This window comes from Photorhabdus sp. S10-54, assembly GCF_963878145.1.
In the GTDB taxonomy this organism is placed as follows: domain Bacteria; phylum Pseudomonadota; class Gammaproteobacteria; order Enterobacterales; family Enterobacteriaceae; genus Photorhabdus; species Photorhabdus kayaii.
Genome location: NZ_CAWNXG010000012.1, coordinates 22,304 through 45,664, shown reverse-complemented (window position 1 = coordinate 45,664; position 23,361 = coordinate 22,304). Strand labels below are relative to the sequence as shown.

The 23,361-nt window shown below is 41.2% G+C and carries 23 protein-coding genes; 2 read left to right on the top strand and 21 right to left on the bottom strand.

Going from position 1 to position 23,361, the window contains the following annotated elements; genetic code table 11:
* Nucleotides 1–56: 56 nt before the first annotated feature.
* Complete coding sequence (locus AACQ83_RS09005; protein WP_011148633.1) at nt 57–263, bottom strand: DUF1107 domain-containing protein; 207 nt, start codon at nt 261–263, stop codon at nt 57–59.
* A gap of 290 nt (nt 264–553) precedes the next feature.
* Here AACQ83_RS09005 and AACQ83_RS09000 point away from each other — a divergent pair, with 290 nt between their 5' ends.
* Nucleotides 554–1,108, top strand: coding sequence for a YtfJ family protein (locus tag AACQ83_RS09000; protein ID WP_112877171.1), 555 nt, complete (start codon nt 554–556; stop codon nt 1,106–1,108).
* Nucleotides 1,109–1,204: 96 nt separating this feature from the next.
* Here the strand turns inward: AACQ83_RS09000 and cysQ are convergent, their stop codons facing one another.
* Nucleotides 1,205–1,948: a 3'(2'),5'-bisphosphate nucleotidase CysQ gene (gene cysQ, locus AACQ83_RS08995; RefSeq protein WP_112877170.1), complete on the bottom strand. Its 744-nt coding sequence runs from the start codon at nt 1,946–1,948 to the stop codon at nt 1,205–1,207.
* A 314-nt stretch (nt 1,949–2,262) separates the two neighbouring features.
* Entirely contained in the window at nt 2,263–2,883 is a 621-nt protein-coding gene (locus AACQ83_RS08990; protein WP_112877169.1) for a peptidylprolyl isomerase, read from the bottom strand.
* A 270-nt stretch (nt 2,884–3,153) separates the two neighbouring features.
* On the opposite strand from AACQ83_RS08990, the gene AACQ83_RS08985 reads away from it, so the two are divergent.
* On the top strand, nt 3,154–3,870 hold the full coding sequence (locus AACQ83_RS08985) for a helix-turn-helix transcriptional regulator (protein WP_112877168.1): 717 nt from the start codon (nt 3,154–3,156) through the stop codon (nt 3,868–3,870).
* 36 nt (nt 3,871–3,906) lie between these two features.
* On the opposite strand, the gene AACQ83_RS08980 is transcribed toward AACQ83_RS08985, so the two are convergent.
* The 18 genes from AACQ83_RS08980 to hfq form a co-directional block, all read right to left on the bottom strand.
* The gene (locus tag AACQ83_RS08980; RefSeq protein ID WP_112877167.1) at nt 3,907–5,202 is read right to left on the bottom strand and encodes an ATP-grasp domain-containing protein; all 1,296 of its coding nucleotides are present in this window, start codon (nt 5,200–5,202) and stop codon (nt 3,907–3,909) included.
* A 10-nt stretch (nt 5,203–5,212) separates the two neighbouring features.
* Nucleotides 5,213–6,343 carry an MFS transporter gene (locus AACQ83_RS08975; RefSeq protein WP_240000758.1) on the bottom strand — a complete coding sequence of 377 codons (1,131 nt, stop codon included), beginning with the start codon at nt 6,341–6,343 and terminating at the stop codon, nt 5,213–5,215.
* 181 nt (nt 6,344–6,524) lie between these two features.
* A complete protein-coding gene (locus AACQ83_RS08970; RefSeq protein WP_112877165.1) occupies nt 6,525–8,222 on the bottom strand; it encodes a carbamoyltransferase family protein in 1,698 nt (565 codons plus the stop codon).
* 23 nt (nt 8,223–8,245) lie between these two features.
* A complete protein-coding gene (locus tag AACQ83_RS08965; protein ID WP_112877164.1) occupies nt 8,246–9,049 on the bottom strand; it encodes a dimethylarginine dimethylaminohydrolase family protein in 804 nt (267 codons plus the stop codon).
* Nucleotides 9,046–10,236, bottom strand: a complete 1,191-nt coding sequence (gene argG / locus AACQ83_RS08960) for an argininosuccinate synthase (protein WP_112877163.1) — start codon at nt 10,234–10,236, stop codon at nt 9,046–9,048. Before argG ends, AACQ83_RS08965 begins: the two co-directional genes overlap by 4 nt.
* On the bottom strand, nt 10,226–11,425 hold the full coding sequence (locus AACQ83_RS08955; protein ID WP_240000756.1) for a PLP-dependent cysteine synthase family protein: 1,200 nt from the start codon (nt 11,423–11,425) through the stop codon (nt 10,226–10,228). The genes argG and AACQ83_RS08955 overlap by 11 nt, the downstream gene beginning before the upstream one ends.
* Nucleotides 11,426–12,222: 797 nt before the next feature.
* Entirely contained in the window at nt 12,223–12,675 is a 453-nt protein-coding gene (gene rplI, locus AACQ83_RS08950) for a 50S ribosomal protein L9 (RefSeq protein WP_112877162.1), read from the bottom strand.
* 38 nt (nt 12,676–12,713) lie between these two features.
* Nucleotides 12,714–12,941: a 30S ribosomal protein S18 gene (rpsR, locus tag AACQ83_RS08945; protein WP_000135199.1), complete on the bottom strand. Its 228-nt coding sequence runs from the start codon at nt 12,939–12,941 to the stop codon at nt 12,714–12,716.
* A 4-nt stretch (nt 12,942–12,945) separates the two neighbouring features.
* Nucleotides 12,946–13,263: a primosomal replication protein N gene (priB, locus tag AACQ83_RS08940; RefSeq protein WP_021322928.1), complete on the bottom strand. Its 318-nt coding sequence runs from the start codon at nt 13,261–13,263 to the stop codon at nt 12,946–12,948.
* Nucleotides 13,264–13,268: 5 nt separating this feature from the next.
* Entirely contained in the window at nt 13,269–13,664 is a 396-nt protein-coding gene (rpsF, locus tag AACQ83_RS08935; protein WP_011148646.1) for a 30S ribosomal protein S6, read from the bottom strand.
* 177 nt (nt 13,665–13,841) lie between these two features.
* Complete coding sequence (rlmB, locus tag AACQ83_RS08930; protein WP_112877232.1) at nt 13,842–14,579, bottom strand: 23S rRNA (guanosine(2251)-2'-O)-methyltransferase RlmB; 738 nt, start codon at nt 14,577–14,579, stop codon at nt 13,842–13,844.
* 128 nt (nt 14,580–14,707) lie between these two features.
* Entirely contained in the window at nt 14,708–17,149 is a 2,442-nt protein-coding gene (gene rnr, locus AACQ83_RS08925) for a ribonuclease R (RefSeq protein WP_112877231.1), read from the bottom strand.
* 44 nt (nt 17,150–17,193) lie between these two features.
* Entirely contained in the window at nt 17,194–17,619 is a 426-nt protein-coding gene (gene nsrR, locus AACQ83_RS08920; protein ID WP_112877161.1) for a nitric oxide-sensing transcriptional repressor NsrR, read from the bottom strand.
* A 190-nt stretch (nt 17,620–17,809) separates the two neighbouring features.
* A complete protein-coding gene (locus AACQ83_RS08915) occupies nt 17,810–19,108 on the bottom strand; it encodes an adenylosuccinate synthase (protein ID WP_112877160.1) in 1,299 nt (432 codons plus the stop codon).
* A 147-nt stretch (nt 19,109–19,255) separates the two neighbouring features.
* Nucleotides 19,256–20,266: a protease modulator HflC gene (gene hflC / locus AACQ83_RS08910; protein WP_112877159.1), complete on the bottom strand. Its 1,011-nt coding sequence runs from the start codon at nt 20,264–20,266 to the stop codon at nt 19,256–19,258.
* A gap of 5 nt (nt 20,267–20,271) precedes the next feature.
* Nucleotides 20,272–21,492: an FtsH protease activity modulator HflK gene (gene hflK / locus AACQ83_RS08905; RefSeq protein WP_112877158.1), complete on the bottom strand. Its 1,221-nt coding sequence runs from the start codon at nt 21,490–21,492 to the stop codon at nt 20,272–20,274.
* 105 nt (nt 21,493–21,597) lie between these two features.
* Nucleotides 21,598–22,878 (bottom strand): ribosome rescue GTPase HflX, encoded by a 1,281-nt coding sequence (hflX, locus tag AACQ83_RS08900; protein ID WP_112877157.1) that lies wholly within the window; start codon nt 22,876–22,878, stop codon nt 21,598–21,600.
* 96 nt (nt 22,879–22,974) lie between these two features.
* Complete coding sequence (gene hfq / locus AACQ83_RS08895; RefSeq protein WP_011148654.1) at nt 22,975–23,283, bottom strand: RNA chaperone Hfq; 309 nt, start codon at nt 23,281–23,283, stop codon at nt 22,975–22,977.
* Nucleotides 23,284–23,361: the final 78 nt, after the last annotated feature.

Below are 23,361 nucleotides of genomic sequence, written 5' to 3'. Positions count from 1 at the left end.
TATTGTTATTTTGTGGCGCAGATTACACCAGTATGCACCCGATTCTTTTTCGTTATCTATCCTATTTCGGCCTGCAAACGTAGCACTTGCTGATTGACTTCGCTCATTACACTAAAATGGCGCTTATCTCTCACCTTCGGCGGTAAAATTTTGCCGCAGTCGAATTCAAAAGCCCCCATATCTTTAATGTATAAACGTCCACGGAATAAAGTTTTAACGTAGAGAGCAATTTTCAGTGGGTTATATCGGTGAAAAATTTTCATCTCTGCTTTTTTCCTCCTAAATACTTTTTACGGTTACGTTTGGTGAACCAACTCCATACACCATACCGTTATGTAGAATAATAGACTGAATTTATCCGATTTTGTTCCCTCCATTTTTAGTTTTATGCACTGAATTTACATAAAATGACAGATATTTAGATATACATAACTATGTAACTTTATCTCTTACTTAATGTTAAAAATTTGATCTTCTTTAAAGAGATAAATCAGTTAATACCCGCTATGCTAGAGATCCATGCATTGTCACATTAACCTACAAAGGAAAAATTATGATAAAGAACTTTATGCTATATGCTGCGCTACTTTGTTCTCCTGCTTTAGCATTCGCCCACAACATCACTCTGGAACAACAGGTTCCTGCGATCAGTGTTTCTGATAAAGGTGAGTTGTTACTCAACAATAACAAGTTTAGCTACCAAAATTGGGATAGTGGAAAACTGATTGGTAAAGTGAGAGTCATACAACATATTGCAGGTCGTAGTGCAGCTAAAGAGATGAATGCTCCACTGATAGAAGAAATAAAACGCGCTGATTTTTCAAAAGAAAAATACCAAACAACCACCATCATCAATATCAATGATGCAATATTCGGCACTGGACCATTTGTCCGCAGCAGTATTGAAGATAGCAAAAGAGAGTTTCCGTGGTCTCAGTTTATCGCTGACAGCAACGGTGTGGTCAAAAAAGCTTGGCAGTTGGAAGCTAAAAGTTCTGCCATTATTGTCCTGGACAAAAATGGCGTAGCGAAGTTTACCAAAGAAGGTGCGTTAAACGATAGTGAAATCAAACAGGTCATTGAATTAGTCCGTAAGGAACTACAGTAAAAATACCCGTGGTGATAACGACTTACAGGTATGTTTTCGTTTGCCCTTATCACCACAATTCCGCTGAAAAACAAATCTACTAGAAAACAACCACGATTAAAAAATCGTTACTCTAAATCCCGGATTCAGGAATGATTCACGAGGCGTATAATCTAGCGTCTGGCCTTTCCAGTTGGTCACGTGAGCACCAGCAGCAATGGCTATAGCATGACCCGCCGCAGTATCCCAGATATGAGTGGGTCCAAAGCGAGGATAAAGTTGCGCTTTTCCTTCAGCCACCAAACAGAACTTCAGTGAAGACCCCACAGAAACCGTCTGATGTTCACCTAGCTGATTGAGATAATCTTCTAATTCTGTATCCATATGAGAGCGGCTAACGACGACCATTGGTGGATTAGCATCACGAATCTTAATCGGCAAACATTGACCTCCACAGACTTTTTTCCATGCCTGCCGCCCTTGCCCGGAATAAAGCGTATCCTGCACAGGAGCATATATCACTCCCATCACAGGAACGCCCTCATCAATCAAGGCGATATTAACCGTAAATTCACCATTACGATTAATAAATTCCTTGGTACCATCCAGAGGATCAACTAACCAATAGCGCTTCCAATCACGCCTCTCTTCCCAATTAGGAAGCTCTTCTTCCGACAACAGTGGAATTTCCGGAGCGATACGGGATAATCCGGCTTTAATTATTTTATGAGCCACAATATCAGCCATAGTCACCGGTGAATCATCTTGCTTATGATCAACTTTCAGGGGATGTTCATCCTGATAAATTGTCATAATAGCCGCACCAGCTTCCTGAGCCAGTTGGCAGATTTGTTCTAGCATCACACACCTCTGCGGTTAGTCATCTGTTATCATTTTAGACTATATTACCAATTGATCTTTTTATTGGAACGGTAAGAATTTTATTACTACTCCTAATAGCATTCCTGTCTATTTTTCAGATAAATGGCAAAAGCTAGCGGGCCAAAGACTCTATTTAAAGAAATAATTAGGAAATTGAGGGAAAGCCAGTTCATCGGCAACATCCTAGCTGAAATTTTCGATGGCTTGAAAATATCCCCCACTTTTTAAATGGGTTTGTCAGTAGTCTGAGACGGATATACCGGCTATTTTTTAATCCTACTTCTAGATAAAACTTACAGAATATCCAACAATTCCACCTCGAAAATCAGAGTGCTATATGGGGGAATCGATGCACCAGCACCACGCTCGCCATAAGCCAAATTATAAGGGATATAAAGTTCCCATTTAGAACCGACAGGCATCAACGTCAATGCTTCAATCCATCCAGCAATCACCCCATTTACAGGAAATTCAGCCGGTTCACCACGCTGTACTGAGCTGTCAAACACGGTGCCATCAATCAGACGACCCGTATAATGAACACTCACGTGGTCAGTATGGGCAGGAATTGCACCATCACCCTGTTTTAGTACAGAGAACTGTAAACCAGATTCTGTCGTGCTTATACCGTCACGCTGAGCGTTTTCTGCCAGAAACTTCTGACCCTCTTCTGCCATAGCTTGCTGACGTTCACGACGCACACCATCTGCACGTTCATGCATTTCACGTAAGGCTCGATGCAATATATCGACCGGCACCGCTGGAGAATGATTTTCCAGCGCATCACATAACCCCGCTAACAACGCTTCAGGTTCCAGACCTTGCAGGCCAGACTCCAGTAATTGCTGACCAACCTGCAAGCCAACCCCATAACTAGCTTGTGCTTCGATAGAGTCAAAAGAAAGTTTTGCCATGAAAATACCTGTGATCAAATTAAATTAGACCTGCAAGCATAACAGCGCTATGCAGCAGGGTAAACCGAAGATGTCACCAGGAAAATACATGTCGCCCAAATATATAAGAGCTAATAATAGATATAATTCTAAGTAGCATATTTATTTCTTAAAGGTTACAATATAAAAATTCAATTTTTAAAAATTTTTACTTATAATTGATTATATGAATAAAATATTTTTTATATAAAATTAATTTTATTGCAAATATTATATAATGAGGAAAATCTTATGAATAAACCATTTAATGAGATTTTATCAGAAATTAAAAAGTCCAAAACCATGCCTGAATTAGAAAAGAGGTTGTTAAACGCGATAAACTATCTGGGTTTTGAATTCTACTCAATTTATCAGGAAGAAAAATATCCATTCACGACAAAAAAATATGTTCTAATAACCAACCTAAATATAGAAACTGCAAGCAATTATAATCAAGATAATAATCACGACAGCGACCAATTAATGAATGGTGATTACACTTTCTCTATTCCGTCAGTTTGTAATGATAAAATATCAAAAGCCGCTGACTTTATGATTAAAAAATCAAATTCAAATAAAAATGAAGTTAAAAATAGTCTTTCAATAAAAATTAAAGGTTATCATGGAGAAAGGTCAATTTTTTCAGTTGCCAGAAAAGAAGGCTCTATTTCCCACAATGAAATACTTAATAAAGCAGGAGTATTAGGCATATTGGCAAATGAATGCATAAAAACATTTAATAACCTAAAAAATAAAAAGGATAAAATCATTGTTCCAACGCTCTCTACCAGAGAAGTTGAAGTCATAAGATGGACTTGTGAGGGAAAAACTTCTGCTGAAATAGCCGATATACTGGATATTTCAACAAGAACAGTTAATTTCCACATTAACAATGTCATGGAGAAATTAGTGGTTCCCAATAAAGTTGCAGCAGTTGCTAAAGCAATAGCATATAATCTAATCATATAATAATTAGAGCCCAAATAAGGCTCTAACCATACGAAATTATAAAATATAATTAGACAATATATCCCTCCATGCATCATTAATTTCATTCATCAGGGATTCACATTTGACGTGCTCATCATTAATATGTACACAAACGTAACCACAGAAATCATTATTGCTTTTTGGTGTTTCATAAACCGGTGAATTCTTATCTAAATTAATTTTTATTGCAATAATTTCGTAACATAATCTACTCAAAATATTATCAACAGATGCTAATAATAGTTCATTAACTTCTGTTTGATCGAATTTACCATTAATCTTGCCATCTTTACCTGCCAGCAAATTAATCAAAAATGCCCTTCCCTTTGCTTCAGGCAATATCATTCGATCACTAAATCCTTTGACTAAATGGTCAACCCAAATTTCCTGCAAGCTTATACCATATACCCGGTTAGCCATATCCCAAATACGCATACCCGCTGGTCTACGATTAGTTTCAACCAGAAAAGTTTCTCCCGTTTTACTATCTTGCTTAATCTCATTATGGAATGCGCCAAGAGTCTGCCCTGAAATCAGATTCATTGCCTGCCCTGCTTTATGTAATGCAATCGTATTTCTGCCATCACATTGCGCCGGAACTATTTGCCCTATTTCAACAGGAAATTCCCCTTTCTGGGAAACTTTTTGCGTTAAAAATGCCATACAACCAATACCATCGTACGAATATTCTGTATCGAAAATAATAAGTTCTTCTGCAAGAGTTTGATTACCACCAGATTGCTCAACAGATTGAGCAAAAGCCGTTGGGATTTTACTTCTATCTTTAACCGCTACCACGCCTACATTTGCCCGACCACAATTAGGCTTAATAATCACACCATACGGAACAGAATCATAAAACTCTTCTAGTTCTTTAATCTCATTAATGAAAGTATATCGAGGCGTCTTAATATGTTGTGCCGCAAGCAACGGTAATATTCGAGTTTCTTGTTGGCGAAATTGATATTTCTCAATACCTGCGAAGCTTAATTCGGGATCATCACCATAAACGTTTAATTTCTTCGCGATAACAGCAGCATACCCAGATACCGCATCCATAAAAGGAAGAATACCAGCACATGTCATATTAAGTTCAGCAAGAACTGTCATCACACTATCAACATAATTTTCTGTTCGTACAGGAATATGATAGACAAATGGTGTGACATTTTTTTCCTCACCGGACAACATATCGCTAATAATCACCAACTCAAGGGAGTAATTATATCGAATATAGTCACGAATATTGACGATTTCATTCAGCCTTGCCGGAAGATAATCAAGCACTAACAAATATTTTTTCGAACTCATATTTCCTCCATTATTGACTATTATGCAGATTAAATTTAAGCGAACGATAAGGATTAATAATGATAAACATCAATAAAACAAATGCAGAGAATATCAGATAAATACTATTGTAGGAAAAATAGTTCAGTAAATTAGCACAAATAAAACTGGTTAAAGGTGTCGCTAATTGATTCAAAACCAGCACCACACCAAGATACTGAGAAAAACGCTGCTTCGGAATAAGACTTGCTCGATAAGAGCGTGAAAAAAGATTAAAACAACCTTCCGAACCAATAACCAGTAAGAAACCTAATGTGTAAACCACAAATAACGGCCCAGTAGCAAATAGTGTCAGACCACATAACGCAATCAGAAAAGCCGTTACACCAACGATACGCACATCAAAAATCCGGCACAATTTTGGCGCAATAAAAAAAACACAACAATTCACCAGCCCCGCATAAGCCAAAAGCTGAGCATAACTCCCTTTCGGCTGTGAAAAAACACTGGTAATAACATAAACTGCCGTTGACAAAATAGCACCTTGCATCACATTCATCAGGAACGTCAGACTAATGACGCGTAACAAGGGGGGGTTTTCCATCAAGAACTTAAAAATGGCCGGCAGATTATACCCTTCTCTATTAGCGTGTTCTTCAATCCGGTTTTTCCTTTGTAGCTGAAACCATATCAAGCTACTAATCAGGAAAGGAAAAAATGCAAATGCAAATACCGCATAAACACTGAATTTATAAACCAGCACGCCGACAACTGCCGGGGCTGCAATATAGGTAAACTGTTCAACAAATTGTAAACGAGAGTTAACAGAAGGTAATTCTATTGCACTCATATTTTTAGAGACAAAACCTTCAAGGTTGACATATCCCGCCCCACTAAAAAAGGATAAAACACATGAGAGAGGAATAATGATATATACGATGCTATTATCAGAATATATAAATGAAAGGATAAAAAGAAATAAACAAACTAATGATCGAAAAATATCACTCAGGAATAACATAACCAGAGTATGCATCCTGTCGCCCATCCAGCCAGAAATGGGGAGTGAAATCACCCTGAATAGCCGTTCAAGCCCAAAAGCAAAAGATGAAAGTGAAGCGCTATTAGTTGAGGTATATACTAATACAGGCACAGCGAACATAACAAATGCCTCTGAAAAAACAGAAAAAAAGCGAGCCAGTATGATCCTATGTATCATTAATATTACCTCAACCTTATTATCTACCCCATTAGGCTATTTTATTTATCAATTTGGCGATGAGCAAGGCTCAAACTGATTCCATCAACTACGCCTACTGGGATAGATTTTTACTATGCAATAATTAATGAACAGATTTAATCAAATAATTCCCCAAAACTAAATAATCAATATTTGTTTTCATGAAAGTTTTAATGGCATCATCAGGAGAACAAACAATCGGTTCACTATCGTTATAAGAGGTGTTCAGCAACAAAGGTACACCGGTTTTCCGATAAAATGCCTCAATCAACTGGGCATAATCTGGATTTGATGCACTATCTACCACCTGAACTCTGGCAGTACCATCTTCGTGAACCACTGCCGGAATTTTCGATGCTTTATCTACTTTAGCATCCATCGCTAACAACATATATTTTGCAGCTTCCGGTAATTCCTTCCGAACATGGAACCAATCAGCAACATGTTGACGCAATACACTAGGCGCAAATGGCCTAAACATTTCACGATGTTTAACTTTACGATTCATTAAATCGCGAATATCTTTATTTCTTGGATCAGCCAACAAACTACGATTACCTAATGCCCGCGGCCCAAATTCCATCCTCCCCTGGAACCAGCCAACGACATTATTTTCAGCCAGCAAGCCTGCGACAACTTCATGAATATTCTCTTCATATGTCCAGTCCAAACCGTGGGCCTTCAAACTACGCTGGTAATCATCTTCACTATATTCCAGACCCCAATAGGTATGCGTCAGAGGATAGCGCTGATTATTTTCAAGAATATGATGCCAAATAAATAGTGCGGCACCTGTGGCAGTCCCGGCATCATGTGCAGCAGGCTGAACAAAAATATCTTCGATATCCAACTCTTCATATAATCGTTTATTCGTTATACAATTTAATGCGACGCCACCCGCAAGGCAGAGTTTATTCGTTGCTGTTTCCTGTAAATAATGATGAGCCATATTTAACACTATTTCATCAGTTATTTGCTGGAGAGAAGCAGCAATATCATAATATTCCTGTGTCACCTCTCCACCAGGGACTCTTTTCACAATACCAAACAAAGATTCTAATTTAGAAAAGTCTTGGCTACGGAAATTGAGAACGGTGTTATCAATAGTAAACTCACCTTTCTCATAAATTTTGACGAATTGTTGGAACGCCGACATAAAACCTTCAGGCTTACCATAAGCAGACATTCCCATCACCTTACAGGCATCGTATACAGAGAAGCCCAAGAATTCTGCCAATTTTTCCCACATAAAACCGATTGAATGGGGGTATTCAATGGTTTTAATTTTTTTCAGACTATTGCCATCGCCCAGATATACCCCTGCGGTATTATCCTCTCCCACACCATCAAGTGATAAGGTTAACGCTTTATCAAATGGCGAAACAAAATAAGCAGATGCAGCATGAGCTGTGTGATGAGGAACCCAATGAAATTGGCCACGGAATCCCATTGATTGCAAAATTTCTGGTACTGAAGTGGTTTTGCGATAAAAAATGGACTCACCCGATACACTTCCCCAACTTCCCTCATTGGTGACTTCATCAATAAAGACTGATTTTCTTCGTTCTATCGGATCAATGGAAAACCCGATATGACTCACATCTTCCAAGCGAATACCCGCAAAGTCTAATGCAACTTCAATGGAAGCCAATGGCAGTTCATCAGGATTATCAATATTTGCTGGTTTTCCGTGTTTCCTTCTATTTAGACGCTCTTCTTCAATAGCAAAAATTGTCTCTCCATCCTTTAATAAGCAAACTGCTGATTCATGGTAAACTGAATTTATACCTAAAATATACATGACTTATTATCCTCCCATTATAATTATTTAACTTTTAATACTAAGCAGCGCAGACTACCACCACTCTTTAAGAATTCACTCATATCGCATTTAATGACATTATAACCATAATTATTTAATTGACGTTCAACCTCTATAGAACAATCATGCATGAGAATATCTTTACCTATTGGGATATTATTACAAACAAATAATTCCTTAGCGTCATGTTCTGATATTGAGATCCGGCGTTCAAATGTTTCAGCAATATAATTCTGGCTCTCTTTAGTAAATGCTTCTGGATAGTAAATAACCGTATCTTTGTCAATAAACGAGAATGCCAAAGCCACATGAAAGAAAGTCTTATCCTGAATATGTAGTTCACCTTTAACTTTAAGTTCTGGATAGACTTTCTGAATTGTATTTATTGCTTCTTTATCTGAGCGAGGACCATAACCAAATATGATGTCATTATCCCAATAGATAACATCTCCAAGCCCTTCAAAATAAATATCTTCATCAACACGATGTATCTCATAACCTAGATCTTCCAGATAATCGATATAGTACTGGCTTTCCCCTTGGCGTTCAGCGTGCCGGAAATTACTAGCAAGGAATTTATTATTATGCACCATGCCACAATCACCTGAGAAAGTCATATCAGGCAAACCATTAACAGGATCGATAGTGCGAATAGTGATACCACGTTCAGTCAACCGTTCATAAAGAAAATCCCATTGTTGCTGTGCCAATTCTTTATTGACTCTATTATTAGGGTCCATCCAGTCATTAATAACGTATTCAATATCATAAAAATCCGGTTTACACATTAATAATTCTTTAATCATAACTTTTGCCTCATCTTAGATTTAGCACTTTGCTTAGTATGGATATTAAATATTTTTGCAAATCCCTCTGCATCGTTTTGACTATATAAATGCCCACAATTATATATTGCTAAATTATCATCATAGATAGTCGTCTTTGAAGTACGGGAACAAACGTTGGCATATTTATAGCCTAATTCAAGCTTAATCTCACCATTGACATGTTGATTCATGCTATCAATAAAGTGGTTTAAATGAGTTAATAAGGGATCATACCAAAGCCCAGAATAAACTAATTCAACCCATTTTTTATCAATTATCTCTTTAAACCAATTTTCGTGACGATTACTACAATAACATTCTAAATCACGATGTGCGGTAATTAAGATATGTGCGGCAGGTGATTGATAAATTGCTCGTGTTTTCAAACCGACAATACCATCTTCGACAATATCAAAAATACCAATTGATAGTTTTTTACCAATCTTATTTAATATTTCAATAATTTCATATAATGATTTCTTTTCGCCGTCAATCGATATCGGTATACCATTCTCAAAACCTAATGACAAAAATATTGGCTCAGTGGCTGATAGTGCATGCTCAAATAATTTCTCTCTGGCATCTTCAGGAATTAATGTTTCCGGTTCTGCCAACGGACCACATTCGACACTTAATCCCCATATATTTTCACTAGTAGAATAAGGGTTATTACAACCAAATTCTTGAGGAATACCATACTTCATAGCATAACTATTTACGATATTTTCGTCGTATTTAAAATCTCTCAACGAAGCAATAGGTATTTTATTCAGAATTTCTATATTCATATCCATTCTGACTTGATCATTACCTCTGAATTGATGGGCAATATAATCAATATTGAGCTCATTGGCTACTTCAACTGCCGCCTCAGCAATCGCAGGACGGGAAAGTGCCGCACTGAGAAAATAACCATGTTGATAAATAGCATTCGCTTTTATCGCTTTTGTAAGGAAGTGTTCAGCATATTGTGCTCGATAATCTTTATAGATAAATTTATCAGCACCTGCAACCATGCATTCCAATTCAATATCGTCAATGTCTCTTACCTGCCCTTCATCAATATAAAGAGCAATTACCTCTCTATATTCAGATTTAAGACTTCTTATGATAAGAGGATTATAGAGGCGATTATAGTAAATCACCAAAACACGATCAGAACTCATTTAATACGCACCCCATGTTTGTAATAATTTCTTCTAATTGAGGTTCTGTTTTACTTTCCTCAACTAATTCTGAGAAATTATTTTCAAATAACCAAGTATCATTATAAATTGTGTCGATATAACGTTCTCCACTATCAGGAATAATGACAACAATATTATCTCCAGGTTTAAAATCATCCAGGCGATTTAATGCTGCGCTTACCGCGCAACCTCCCGTTCCACCAATTAAAATACCTTCATTTCTGGCTAACTTTCTTGCTACTCGGAATGCATCAATATCTGTAACTTTCAAGGTAATATCGATATTGGTACGATCCAGAATAGAAGGTATAAACGTTAGTCCTGCACCTTGTACCAAATATTTTCCTGATTCACCACCGAAAATAATTGACCCCTCTGGTTCAACACCATAAATTTGTATCTGTGGATTTTTCTCTTTCAAATAACGGGAAATTCCAGTAAGTGTTCCACAACTTCCTGCCGTCGCAAAACAAGCCGTCAAATTATTGCCAAAGGTTTCATACAACTCACGCCCCGTGGAACGATAATGCTCATCAGGATTAACCTGATTTTCAAATTGCATAGGGCTAAACGCATTCGGATAAGCTTTTATAATCTCTTTAGTTAAATCAATGCGATATTTGACAGTATCCGTTCCCGCTTCAAATTCTGGCAGGAAAATGATTTCCGCACCAAACGCTTTTATGTTATCGCGTTTCGCTGCCGGCACCATGCGATCCAAAACCGCAATAAATCGATAACCTTTAACGGCACACGCCATTGCCAGGCCAATTGCCGTATTACCCGATGATGGCTCAATCACCACCATTCCCGGTCTTAATTCTCCCTGAGCCTCAGCCCTTTCCAACATAGCAACTGCAATACGATCTTTGATACTCCCACCGGGGTTAATATTCTCCATTTTGAGAAAGACATTAATACCTTTAGTATATCTACCATTCAACATAACTACTGGAGTATTACCTATAGTTTGTAATATGCTTTTACCAAGATTCATACCAGTTTTATCCCTTATGTCTGGGTTAATATGAAGAACATATAATGATGACAAGGTATTTTTATCAACACATAAATAAATCAATTCAACATTTAATATACCTATTAATTTATTGATGAAACAATTCAATTTATCAATAACTATGGAGAATAAACTCATACCTATTAACAATAAGCGCATTCATTTGTGTTCTCACACAAGGGTTAATTAACAAAAATTATAATTATAAAATTACGCTTAAAAGTCTACTGTCAACTCTGACAGTTATATCAATAAAATCCCGTATAAATTTTTGATATTATTATTTAATAATAAGGATATATATTGATATCATTAAATATTCTTATGTGAAATCATATAAAATAAATTATCATTATAAAGACAAATAACCGAAATTATATAAAAATATATTTTTATATTATTATGAAATAATCATGCGTGTAATTAACTAGATTTAGATGTAGATATATTAAAATATTCTATAAAAAATCCACATATCACAATAGAATTAACAATACCGATATTATCTAATAATAAAAAATACGAATTCAATTATTTATAGATATTAATCTAATAATGAATAATATTTCCAATATAAAAACGCAAAATCAATAATAATAAAAACCGGCTAAAAGACAACATTACAGAAGAATAGATAAGAGAAACCATAATTCTATAAACGACAAATAAGGTAGTAAATGTAAAATAAATCAGATTAATGCTCAGTTGCTGGGCATTATCGGCAAAAACCTTATATACCCGTTATCTTTCAAGTTGCCTCTTTGTTGGCTGCACTCACCCACCCCGGTCACATCGTTATCTATGCTCCCGGGGATTCTCTCCCTTGCCGTCGCAAAGCACCTTGAAATCCATAGGGTATAGACTTACCAAGAGAATGGTAAGTTGAGGCAATAAAAAACGCCGGCATTGCCAGCGTTTTTTACTTATTAGCATCAGTTAATCAGCGATTAAGCTTCAGCAACAACGTTAACGTTCAATTTAGCGAATACATCGCTGTGTACCTGGAAGTTAACTTCGTGTTCACCAATAGTACGCAGAACACCATTAGGCAGACGCACTTCGCTCTTAGAGACTTCAACGCCCGCGGCGGTAACTGCATCAGCGATATCACGAGTACCGACAGAACCGAACAGTTTACCTTCGTCACCTGCTTTAGAAGCGATAGTAACGGAACCCAATGCATTGATTTTCTCAGCACGAGCTTCTGCTATTGCCAGAACGTTAGCCAAGTTAGCTTCCAGTTCAGCACGGCGAGCTTCGAAGAATTCGATGTTTTTCTTAGTTGCAGGAACAGCTTTGCCCTGCGGTACTAAGTAGTTACGGGCATAACCCGGTTTAACGTTAACTTGATCACCCAAGCTACCCAGGTTTGCTACTTTATCAAGCAGAATAATTTGCATTACCTTATCCTCTCAGAGTCGTTAATGGACTGTGCCGATTACTGATGACGATCAGTGTAAGGCAACAAAGACAGGTAGCGCGCGCGCTTGATAGCACGAGCGAGCTGACGCTGGTATTTTGCACGGGTGCCAGTGATACGGCTTGGTACAATTTTACCGCTCTCGGTGATGTAGTTTTTCAGCGTAGCGATGTCTTTATAATCAATCTCTTGAACGCCTTCCGCGGTGAAACGGCAGAACTTGCGACGACGGAAATAACGTGCCATTTGGCTAGTCTCCAGAATCTATCAATTCAATCTGCTCGGCATGAAGAACCAGTTTGTTAAGACCATTGCGACCTTGATGGCAACTAATGAATCCTGAAACGGTTAATCGACTGCCGACCGTTATACTGTGAGTTAAAACTTGTAACAATTGTCCGCTGGCAATAACGGGCATTCTGCACCATGCTTGCCTGCTCAGACCGGCTTCCTGTTGCTGTGAACGGTGCTCAAGCACAAACTGACAATGAGGAATGCCGGCAGGACTGACTTTTCGAATGGGGGCCTTGCACACTGTGCCAGAAAGCACCAAACGATTAGTTGTCACAGTTATTACTCTTCAGAATCCCCAGCTTCTTCAGCATCCATATTGGCGTCTTCCAGAGAGTAGTCACGGCTGCGACGTTCATCTTTGGCTTTAACCATTGGAGATGCTTCAGTTACCGCGTGCTTAACGCGCATAATCATGCTGCGGATAACGGCATCGTTGAAGCGGAAGTTAGTTTCCAGCTCATCAATCACTTCCTGCGGTGCTTCAACGTTCATCAGAACATAGTGAGCTTTGTGCAGTTTGTTGATTGGGTAAGCCAGTTGACGGCGGCCCCAGTCTTCCAGACGGTGAATCTGACCTTGCGCGTTAGTGATAGTCGCACTGTAACGCTCAATCATGCCCGGAACCTGTTCGCTTTGGTCAGGATGGACCATAAAAACGATTTCGTAATGACGCATTAGAATTGCTCCTTACGGATTATTCAGCCTCCTGTCAGGGTCAACCGCGGCCCGTGGAGGCAAGGAACTTGTTTAAGTGCGGCTGAAAAATTGACGCGTAACTATACCTACCCTACATAAAAAACTCAAGGAATGAACAATGCAAAAACACTTTTGTTCATATGTGGAATAGATGAGTTATAACGAACCGCGCTGACGCACCGCCTCAAACAGGCAAACTCCCGTGGCAACAGACACATTCAACGACGAGACAGAACCCACCATTGGGATACTAATCAATTCATCACAGTGTTCACGAGTCAGACGACGCATACCTTCCCCTTCCGCTCCCATCACCAGTGCCATAGGAACGGTTAGTTTACTCTGATACAGCGTATGGTCAGCTTCTCCTGCTGTCCCCACCACCCAGATATTGTACTCTTGCAATAAACGCAAGGTACGAGCAAGGTTGGTGACACGAATAAGTGGTACGCTTTCCGCAGCACCACATGCCACTTTCTTCGCCGTGGCATTAAGCTGAGCAGAACGATCACGTGGAATAATAACAGCATGTACACCTGCTGCATCAGCACTACGCAAACAAGCGCCCAGATTATGGGGATCTGTCACACCATCAAGCACCAACAAGAAAGGGGTTTCTGCTTGTGCCAGTAAATCTGGTAGGTCGTTTTCTTGATACTGACGCCCTGGCTTCACTTTGGCAATAATCCCCTGATGCACCGCACCTTCCGTTTGATTATCCAGCCACTGACGATTTGCCAGTTGGATAGTCATCCCGATACTTTCCAGCGCATGAATCAATGGTGTCAGGCGGCGATCTTCACGCCCTTTCAGGGTATAAACTTCGATAAAACGCTGAGGATCGCGCTCCAATAAAGCTTTAACGGCATGAATACCGTAGATAATTTCACTCATAATCTTCTTATTTTCACTGTTATACATATACAGCACTGACGAATACTGTGAGCCTCATTCGATAGGCTTTACGTACTCAGGGGGAGATTAAAATATTCAGGCTATCCTGCAACAGGATAGCCCTTTGATTATTTATCTGCGCTTTTCTTAGCCCGTTTGGCTTTGAATTTAGCGACAATTTTCTGAGTTTTGGTAGAAAACGTCTTACCCTTTTTCTTATCCCCTTTAGGCTTATCCGCAGATCGCTCTTTACAAACAGCACCATCAGGCTCAAAATGAGCTTCTTTGCGATAACCACGCCCATTTTTCTTACTGCTTTCGCGGCCAAGTTCTACTTTTCTCTCTCTATCGTGCGCTGTTTTACCTACATTCCGGGCTTTGCGGGTGGTAGAAAGCAGCTTAAAGTCAATATTACGTTCATCCATATGAACCGCTTCCACACGAATTTCAACTTCATCCCCTAACCGGAAAGTTTTACCCGAGTATTCACCAACTAAACGCTGACCGATATTATCGAAATGATAATAATCATTACTCAATGTGGAAACATGCACTAGGCCGTCAATAAACAGCTCATTCAAGCGAACAAAGAAACCAAAACCTGTCACACTCGTGATGATCCCAGTAAAAGTATTGCCCACCTGATCCTGCATAAAATCACACTTAAGCCAATCGGCGACGTCTCTCGTCGCTTCATCTGCGCGGCGCTCTGTCATGGAGCAGTGTTGGCCCAGTTGCAACATCTGTTCCATATCACTGTGCCATCCCCCAGTCGGTGTTCCACATTGCTCAACAATGCTTTCCTGTTTCGCTAACAGATATTTAATCGCCCGATGCAACACCAGATCCGGGTAACGGCGGATAGGGGAGGTAAAATGCGCATAAGAATTTAATGACAGACCGAAGTGACCCCGGTTTTCCGGATCATAAATTGCCTGTTTCATTGAACGCAGTAATAGGGTTTGCAGTAGCTCATGATCCGGGCGTTCAGCCACTTGATGCATCAGTTGCGCATAATCCTTTGGTGTTGGTTGCATGCCACCGGGCAGCGTCAATCCCAATTCGCCAAAAACCGAACGCAGGTTAACAATGCTCTCTTCTTTTGGCCGATCATGAATACGGTAAAGCACCGGCTCCCCATTTTTTTCCACGAAGCGCGCCGCAGCAATATTCGCCAGAATCATGCACTCTTCAATCAACTTATGAGCATCATTGCGAACAATCGGTTCAATTCGCTCGATACGACGTTCAGCATTAAAGATAAACTTCGCCTCTTCTGACTCAAACGAGATTGCACCACGTTGCTCACGGGCATTTTCTAATGCCTGGTACAATTCATGTAAATGCTCAATATGCTGAACCAGTGGCTTGTAGTGCTCACACAGCTCTTCATCACCCTGCAACATACGCCATACTTTGGTATATGTCAGACGGGCGTGAGAATTCATGACGGCTTCGTAAAATTTATAGGATGATAATCTCCCCTGTGCTGAAATCGTCATCTCACACACCATACAAAGGCGATCAACCTGCGGGTTCAGAGAACAGAGGCCATTAGAAAGCACCTCCGGCAACATGGGGACAACCTGAGATGGGAAGTAAACCGAGTTACTCCGGCTACGTGCTTCGGTATCTAACGCCGTTTGTGGGCGCACATAGTAACTGACATCAGCAATGGCAACCCATAAACGCCAACCACCGCTTTGCTTTCTTTCACAATAAACGGCATCATCAAAATCACGGGCATCTTCACCATCGATTGTCACCAACGGCAGAGTACGCAGATCAACACGGCCTTTTTTCGCCGATTCTGGTACCTGCTCATCCAAGGAAGCAACCTGGTTTTCCACCTGTGGCGGCCAACTGTGGGGAATTTCATGAGTACGTAGGGCAATTTCCACTGCCATGTTCGTTCCCATCTTTTCACCCAACACTTGAACAATCTTACCGATAGCTTTTGTGCGGCGCGCCGGGCGTGTAATTAACTCGACTACCACCACATTCCCCATGCGAGCACCACCGCTTTCATCTTTCGGGATCAAGATATCAAAGCTTAAACGGCTATCATCCGGCACAACAAATCCCATACCAGAATCAAGAAAATAACGGCCAACAATCTGACTGGTCTTAGGCACCAATACACGAACGATACGCGCTTCATTACGCCCTTTGCGATTCAGGGACAATGGTTGTGCCAGCACAACATCACCATGAATAGCCATTTTTAACTGCTCGGCAGAGAGATAAAAATCGTCTTTGTGACCTTCTACTCGTAGGAAACCATAACCATCTCTATGCCCAATTACAGTACCTTTCAGTAAATCCAATCTTTCCGGCAAGGCATAACATTGGCGACGAGTGAAAACTAATTGACCATCACGTTCCATAGCCCGTAAACGACGACGTAACGCTTCAATATCCTCATCGTTAATCAGATTCAGCTCTTGTGCCAGTTCCTGGCGACTTACCGGTACAGTATGTTTAGCAATAATGTCTAAGATGTACTCACGGCTTGGAATAGGTGATTCGTATTTTTCTGCTTCGCGCCCCAAAAAAGGATCTTGTGACATAGCTGTTCCTCCGTTGTCATCAGCAGGCTGTTTGCGCCATTTCTTCATTCGGTCAGAAGCAGCTTGTAAAGGGGGATATTATCTTCAATCATATCAGCTAAAGTATGCTTATCCAGTTCTTCTAAAAACTTTTCTATTGCCTGATTTAATACGACCTTCAGACGACACGCAGAAGTGATATGGCAAGATTCCTGACTACAGTTAACCAATGATAATGGCTCAAGAGCGCGAACGACATCGCCAATTCTGATATCCTTCGCTGGTTTACCTAAACGGATACCGCCGTTTTTACCACGAACAGCATCTACTAATCCTAAATGACTCAATTGGTTAATGATTTTTACCATGTGGTTACGAGAAACACCATAAATATCAGCAACTTCAGAAATACTGGTCATCCGGCTTTGCGGTAAAGAAGCCATATAAATTAGCGCGCGCAAGCCATAATCTGTAAAACTCGTTAACTGCACATCAACCTCTGGATAATAAGATATAAACTAATATATCCGAGAACAAACTGAAAAAATAAGTATTTGTTCAACTTATATACCATGAATCTACCAAAATCATGTTGATCTCCTCATCGTTAAACAAAAAAGGCCACAATAAATAGCAAAAAACCGGGCTGAAAAGCCCGGCTTCACCTGATTATAGGTACCATCAGGCATCAAACGGATCACGCAGAATGATAGTTTCTGAACGATCCGGGCCTGTAGAAATAATATCAACCGGAACGCCGGTCAGCTCTTCTACACGTTTGATATAGTTCAATGCCGCCTGAGGCAATCTTCTATGCTCTTTCACACCGAAAGTGCTTTCATTCCAACCAGGCATGGTCTCATAAATAGGCTCAATACCTTCCCAGTCATCCGCTGCCAGAGGTGTAGTTTCAATTACACTGCCATCAGGCATACGGTAACCAGTGCAGATTTTTACTTCTTTCAAGCCATCCAGCACGTCCAGTTTGGTCATACAGAAACCTGACAGTGAGTTGATCTGTACTGCACGACGGATGGCAATGATATCCAACCAACCAGTACGGCGGCTACGCCCCGTAGTCGCGCCAAACTCTTGGCCTTTTTCGCGCAAGTAACTGCCAGTTTCATCAAACAGTTCAGTTGGGAATGGACCAGCACCGACACGAGTAGAGTATGCTTTGATGATCCCCAAAACATAATCAACATAGCACGGACCTAAACCGGAACCTGTTGCAACACCACCCGCGGTAGTGTTGGAAGAGGTCACATATGGGTAAGTACCGTGGTCAATATCCAACAATGTGCCCTGTGCACCTTCGAACATAACCAATTCACCTTTCTGAGTTGCTTTATACAACAAATCAGAAACGTCGACGACCATATCCGTCAAAATATCGGCAACAGCCATGATTTCATCTAGGGTTTTCTGGTAATCAACCGCCGGTTCTTTGTAGTAGTTAACCAGTTGGAAATTGTGATATTCGATAATTTCTTTCAGCTTAACTGCGAATGCTTCCTTATCAAACAAATCACCAACACGCAGACCACGACGAGCAACTTTATCTTCATACGCAGGGCCAATACCACGACCGGTTGTACCAATTGCTTTTGCACCACGCGCTTTCTCGCGGGCATTATCTAATGCAACATGGTATGGAAGAATAAGTGGACAGGCTTCTGAAATGAGCAGGCGCTCGCGAACAGGAATACCACGGGATTCTAATGCGTTCATCTCTTTCATCAGCGCATCAGGCGCTAATACGACGCCATTTGCAATAATACTGATAACATTTTCACGCAGGATCCCTGATGGGATTAAGTGGAGAACGGTTTTTTCACCGTTGATAACCAGTGTATGACCAGCATTATGGCCCCCTTGATAACGAACAACATACTTAGCTCGTTCAGTCAGCAAGTCGACGATCTTGCCCTTGCCCTCGTCACCCCATTGGGTGCCCAATACGACAACGTTCTTACCCATTTCAAAATTCACTCGGTTGCTTAAAAATGGATTCTAACATCTCATCCCACACCTTTCAGTAATTTTTATCACATCCGTTATTTTTGTTAGCCACCAGACATGACAAGGCCCGCCTGATGCGGGCCTTACTGAGTGATTCAAAACTCATTAGTGCTGAACTGCACGCTTTTCAGGTGCTTTCATATAGCGGAAGAAATCAGCTTCTGGGCTTAATACCAGAACATCTTTCCCGTCTTCACTAAAGCTTTTCTCGTAAGCACGTAAGCTACGGATAAAGGTATAGAAATCTGGCGCTTGACTGAATGCATCAGCAAACAGTTTAGCGGTTTCCGCATCACCAGCACCACGCAATGTAAGCGCTTCACGCTCCGCTTTTGCACGGATTTCAATAACTTGCTTATCTGCTGCTGCACGCAGCTTTTCTGCTTCTTCCAAACCTTGTGAACGATGACGACGAGCTACCGCTTCACGCTCAGCGCGCATACGCTGGTAAATCGCTTCTGAAACTTCCAGTGGTAAATTGATTTGTTTGATACGCACATCAACAACTTCAATACCCAATGCCGCCATACTGTTCGGATTGATAGCAAGCTGTTTATCTGCCGTTTCTCGCTCTACACGCGCCGCCGCTGATGCAATAGCATCATCCGCTTCAGTTGTACTCGCTGTTTCTTTATCCGTTGTACCTTTGTTCAGCGCATCACGAACATCGGTGGTCAATTGACCACGGGAATCCGTTACGATACCACGAACATCCTTACGGCCAATCTCAGAACGCAGGCGGTCACTGAATTTACGCTTTAACAATACTTCTGCTTGAGAAATATCACCATTGCCGGTCGCCAGATAATAACGGCTGAAATCATTAATCCGCCATTTCAGGTAAGAATCAACTATCAGGTCCTTATTTTCACTGGTCAAGAAACGGTCGGCTTGAATATCCATAGTCTGGATACGAGCATCCAGGGTTTTCACCGTTTCAACAAAAGGTATTTTGAAATGTAACCCCGGCTCATAAACAATCGGTTTATTTCCTGCATCGCGCAGAACCTTACCAAAACGCAGTACAATACCACGCTGTCCTTCCTGCACGATAAATAGAGAGGCATAGAGTGCAACTAATACCGCGACAATAACAACGACTAATGATTTACGCATGATTATTATCTCCCTACCCTGATAATGTCATTACGCAGATTATCTGTTCGGTTATAATTCGCTCCCCGGCCTGAATTTGAAGGCACCGTTGGACGGGTACCCCGCAGGTCGGAAGCTACCGTATTATCTGATTGCACTGTTCCCTCTTTTTTAACACCAGAAACATCACCACGTAACATTTGTTCTAATGGCAATACCAACAAATTGTTATTGTGATCATTAACAATAATTTTGCGAGTACGGCTCAATACTTTCTCCATCGTTTCAATGTACAGACGTTCACGGGTAATCTCAGGCGCCTCTTTATACCTAGGCAGCATTTTGGCAAAGCCCGCCACTTCCCCCTGTGCTTCCAAGACTACACGAGCCTTATAAGCTTTCGCCTCTTCAATGATACGTTGCGCATCACCTTTCGCACGTGGCAAGACTTCGTTCGAATAAGCCTCCGCTTCACGAATAGACTGCTGTTCATTCTCACGTGCAGCAATAACATCGTCAAAAGCAGCCTTGACTTCTTCTGGCGGACGAGCAGCCTGGAAGTTAACATCCAACAAAGTTATTCCCATGCGGTACGGAAGAATCGTCCTTTCCAACTCACGCTGAGTATCATCACGGACAATCATACGATTTGCCGTTAAGATTTTATCCATCGTATATTTACCAACAACACCACGTACCGCGCTATCTGTCGCCTGACGCAGGCTGTTATCAGGACTTGTCACGCTATAAAGATAAGCAGCAGGATCAGTCACACGATATTGCACGTTCATCTCCACGCGAACAACGCTTTCATCCGATGTCAGCATCACGCCAGAGGTTGCCAATTCACGAACAGATTCCACGTTAACTGGAACAACTTCATCAATGAATGTGGGTTTCCAGTTCAGACCTGGCTGCACAATATGGCTAAGTTTACCCAAACGGGTAACAACACCACGTTCTGTCTCTTTAATCGTATAAAAACCGCTAGCGGCCCAGATCACGACGACAACAGCAGCGACAAGGCTAACAATACGCCCGCCAAATTTTGCCCCTTGGTCAGAACCATTACCGCCCTTGTTCCCACCAAAACCCCCGAGTTTACTGCTCAGCTTACGGAACAGATCGTCGAGATCAGATGCCCCACGGTTTCGACTACTTTTGTTCCCGCCGGAATTGCCGCTTTTATTGCTGCTTCCCCACGGGTCGCGGTCTTGTCCGTTGTTCCCGGGCTGATTCCACGCCATGTTTTAGCTCCATTCTTTTATGATTGGTTTTTCAGGCCAAGAGCCTCTTATAAACAAGCCGACTCTCAATCACATAAGTTTTCTGATATTCACCTGACAGGCACATCAGACAACATAATCAAACAAATCCTGTTCTTGTTTGCATAGACGGCGCCAGTCAACAATCGGCATTCTCACTTCGATACCAACTTTACCGTCCTCTTCTATCCACTCTTTCTCTATTGCTTGCAGTTGATAGAAGCGGCTGCGTAAACGACCTGCTTCCGGAGGCAAACGCAATTCGTAGTGTGCAATTTCACCCGAAAGACGCTCCGTTAACGCTTGTAACAATAACGGGATACCTTTACCGGTTTGCGCAGACAGCCAAACTCTAACCGGTAAGTTATCTTCGTTGCGATCAATACGTGGCATGAAGCTGTCCAGCATATCAATCTTATTCATCACCAACAGTACCGGAATTTCATGCGCTTCAATTTCTTCCAGTACGCTGTCGACAGCGGCAATATTTTCGTCGATGCGGCTATCCGCAGCATCAACAATATGCAGCAACAATGTTGCTTGCCGGGTTTCCTGCAATGTTGCTTTAAATGCCGCCACCAGATCATGAGGCAAATGACGGATAAAGCCAACCGTATCAGCCAATACCACCGTACCAACATCATTAACTTCAATCCGTCGCAACGTTGGATCCAGCGTAGCAAACAATTGATCAGCTGCATAAACCTCAGCAGCCGTCATACGGTTAAACAAACTCGATTTACCGGCGTTGGTATATCCCACCAGTGAAACCGTCGGTATATCCGCTTTATTTCGCGCTTGACGCCCCTGTTCACGCTGTTTCTCAACCCGGCTCAGACGACTCAGGATCTGACGGATTTTATCCCGCAATAAACGCCGGTCCGTCTCAAGCTGCGTTTCCCCCGGCCCTCTCAAACCAATCCCACCTTTCTGACGTTCAAGGTGAGTCCATCCCCGGACAAGACGGGTAGAAAGATGACGTAGCTGCGCCAACTCTACCTGTAACTTCCCTTCGTGAGTCCGCGCCCGTTGGGCAAAAATATCCAGAATCACGCCGGTGCGGTCGATAACTCGACACTGACAGAGCCGCTCAAGATTGCGTTCCTGTGCAGGACTGAGTGCATGATTAAACAACACAACATCAGCACCACTAGCCTGTACCGCCTCAGCAATCTCTTCCGCCTTACCTTCTCCAACAAAATATTTCGGATGAGGGGCTTTCCTGCTCCCCGTGACAATTTGCACAGGAACTACACCAGCAGAAGTTACCAGTGATTCAAACTCACTGAGATTATCTGTGTCTTTATCCTGCGAGAAAAAAACATGCACCACAACGGCTTGTTCGCCGCCTTCATAACGTTCAAACAAAGGTGCGACCTCTCAGGCTGAGTAAAAAACTACAGGAAAAAACATAGGTAAAACCCCCTCCCTATGTTTTTCTTCATTCTATTACTGCTCTCAAACTTATTCAGTGCCATCACTTTCCTGTTGCGCTGCCGGAGCAGAAACACCACCAGAATGATAATTACCTACGCTCGCCCCTACACTCGTATTGCTACTGTGATGAGAAACTGGGCGGGAAGGTACAACAGTAGAGATGGCATGTTTATAAACCATCTGGCTAACCGTATTTTTCAGTAAAATGACAAACTGGTCAAAAGATTCAATCTGACCCTGCAATTTGATGCCGTTGACCAAATAAATAGAAACCGGGACCCTTTCACGCCGCAATGCGTTCAGGAACGGATCTTGCAAAGATTGCCCCTTAGCCATTCTATATTTTCCTTATTTTGTTGTTTTTAACTAAGAACCTAAAGGTTCGAAAAAATGAACTACTCAAAAATTGCGCTT

What these genes read in the sequence shown, in the direction of transcription:
- AACQ83_RS08990 (WP_112877169.1), bottom strand. Translation starts at nt 2,883, where the DNA reads ATGGCAAAACTTTCTTTTGACTCTATCGAAGCACAAGCTAGTTATGGG.
- rpsF (WP_011148646.1), bottom strand. Translation starts at nt 13,664, where the DNA reads ATGCGTCATTACGAAATCGTTTTTATGGTCCATCCTGACCAAAGCGAA.
- hflK (WP_112877158.1), bottom strand. Translation starts at nt 21,492, where the DNA reads ATGGCGTGGAATCAGCCCGGGAACAACGGACAAGACCGCGACCCGTGG.
- AACQ83_RS08915 (WP_112877160.1), bottom strand. Translation starts at nt 19,108, where the DNA reads ATGGGTAAGAACGTTGTCGTATTGGGCACCCAATGGGGTGACGAGGGC.
- AACQ83_RS08970 (WP_112877165.1), bottom strand. Translation starts at nt 8,222, where the DNA reads ATGTATATTTTAGGTATAAATTCAGTTTACCATGAATCAGCAGTTTGC.
- rlmB (WP_112877232.1), bottom strand. Translation starts at nt 14,579, where the DNA reads ATGAGTGAAATTATCTACGGTATTCATGCCGTTAAAGCTTTATTGGAG.
- cysQ (WP_112877170.1), bottom strand. Translation starts at nt 1,948, where the DNA reads ATGCTAGAACAAATCTGCCAACTGGCTCAGGAAGCTGGTGCGGCTATT.
- hfq (WP_011148654.1), bottom strand. Translation starts at nt 23,283, where the DNA reads ATGGCTAAGGGGCAATCTTTGCAAGATCCGTTCCTGAACGCATTGCGG.
- AACQ83_RS08965 (WP_112877164.1), bottom strand. Translation starts at nt 9,049, where the DNA reads ATGATTAAAGAATTATTAATGTGTAAACCGGATTTTTATGATATTGAA.
- rplI (WP_112877162.1), bottom strand. Translation starts at nt 12,675, where the DNA reads ATGCAAATTATTCTGCTTGATAAAGTAGCAAACCTGGGTAGCTTGGGT.
- argG (WP_112877163.1), bottom strand. Translation starts at nt 10,236, where the DNA reads ATGAGTTCTGATCGTGTTTTGGTGATTTACTATAATCGCCTCTATAAT.
- rpsR (WP_000135199.1), bottom strand. Translation starts at nt 12,941, where the DNA reads ATGGCACGTTATTTCCGTCGTCGCAAGTTCTGCCGTTTCACCGCGGAA.
- AACQ83_RS08980 (WP_112877167.1), bottom strand. Translation starts at nt 5,202, where the DNA reads ATGAGTTCGAAAAAATATTTGTTAGTGCTTGATTATCTTCCGGCAAGG.
- AACQ83_RS09000 (WP_112877171.1), top strand. Translation starts at nt 554, where the DNA reads ATGATAAAGAACTTTATGCTATATGCTGCGCTACTTTGTTCTCCTGCT.
- AACQ83_RS08985 (WP_112877168.1), top strand. Translation starts at nt 3,154, where the DNA reads ATGAATAAACCATTTAATGAGATTTTATCAGAAATTAAAAAGTCCAAA.
- AACQ83_RS09005 (WP_011148633.1), bottom strand. Translation starts at nt 263, where the DNA reads ATGAAAATTTTTCACCGATATAACCCACTGAAAATTGCTCTCTACGTT.
- hflC (WP_112877159.1), bottom strand. Translation starts at nt 20,266, where the DNA reads ATGCGTAAATCATTAGTCGTTGTTATTGTCGCGGTATTAGTTGCACTC.
- rnr (WP_112877231.1), bottom strand. Translation starts at nt 17,149, where the DNA reads ATGTCACAAGATCCTTTTTTGGGGCGCGAAGCAGAAAAATACGAATCA.
- AACQ83_RS08975 (WP_240000758.1), bottom strand. Translation starts at nt 6,343, where the DNA reads ATGTTCGCTGTGCCTGTATTAGTATATACCTCAACTAATAGCGCTTCA.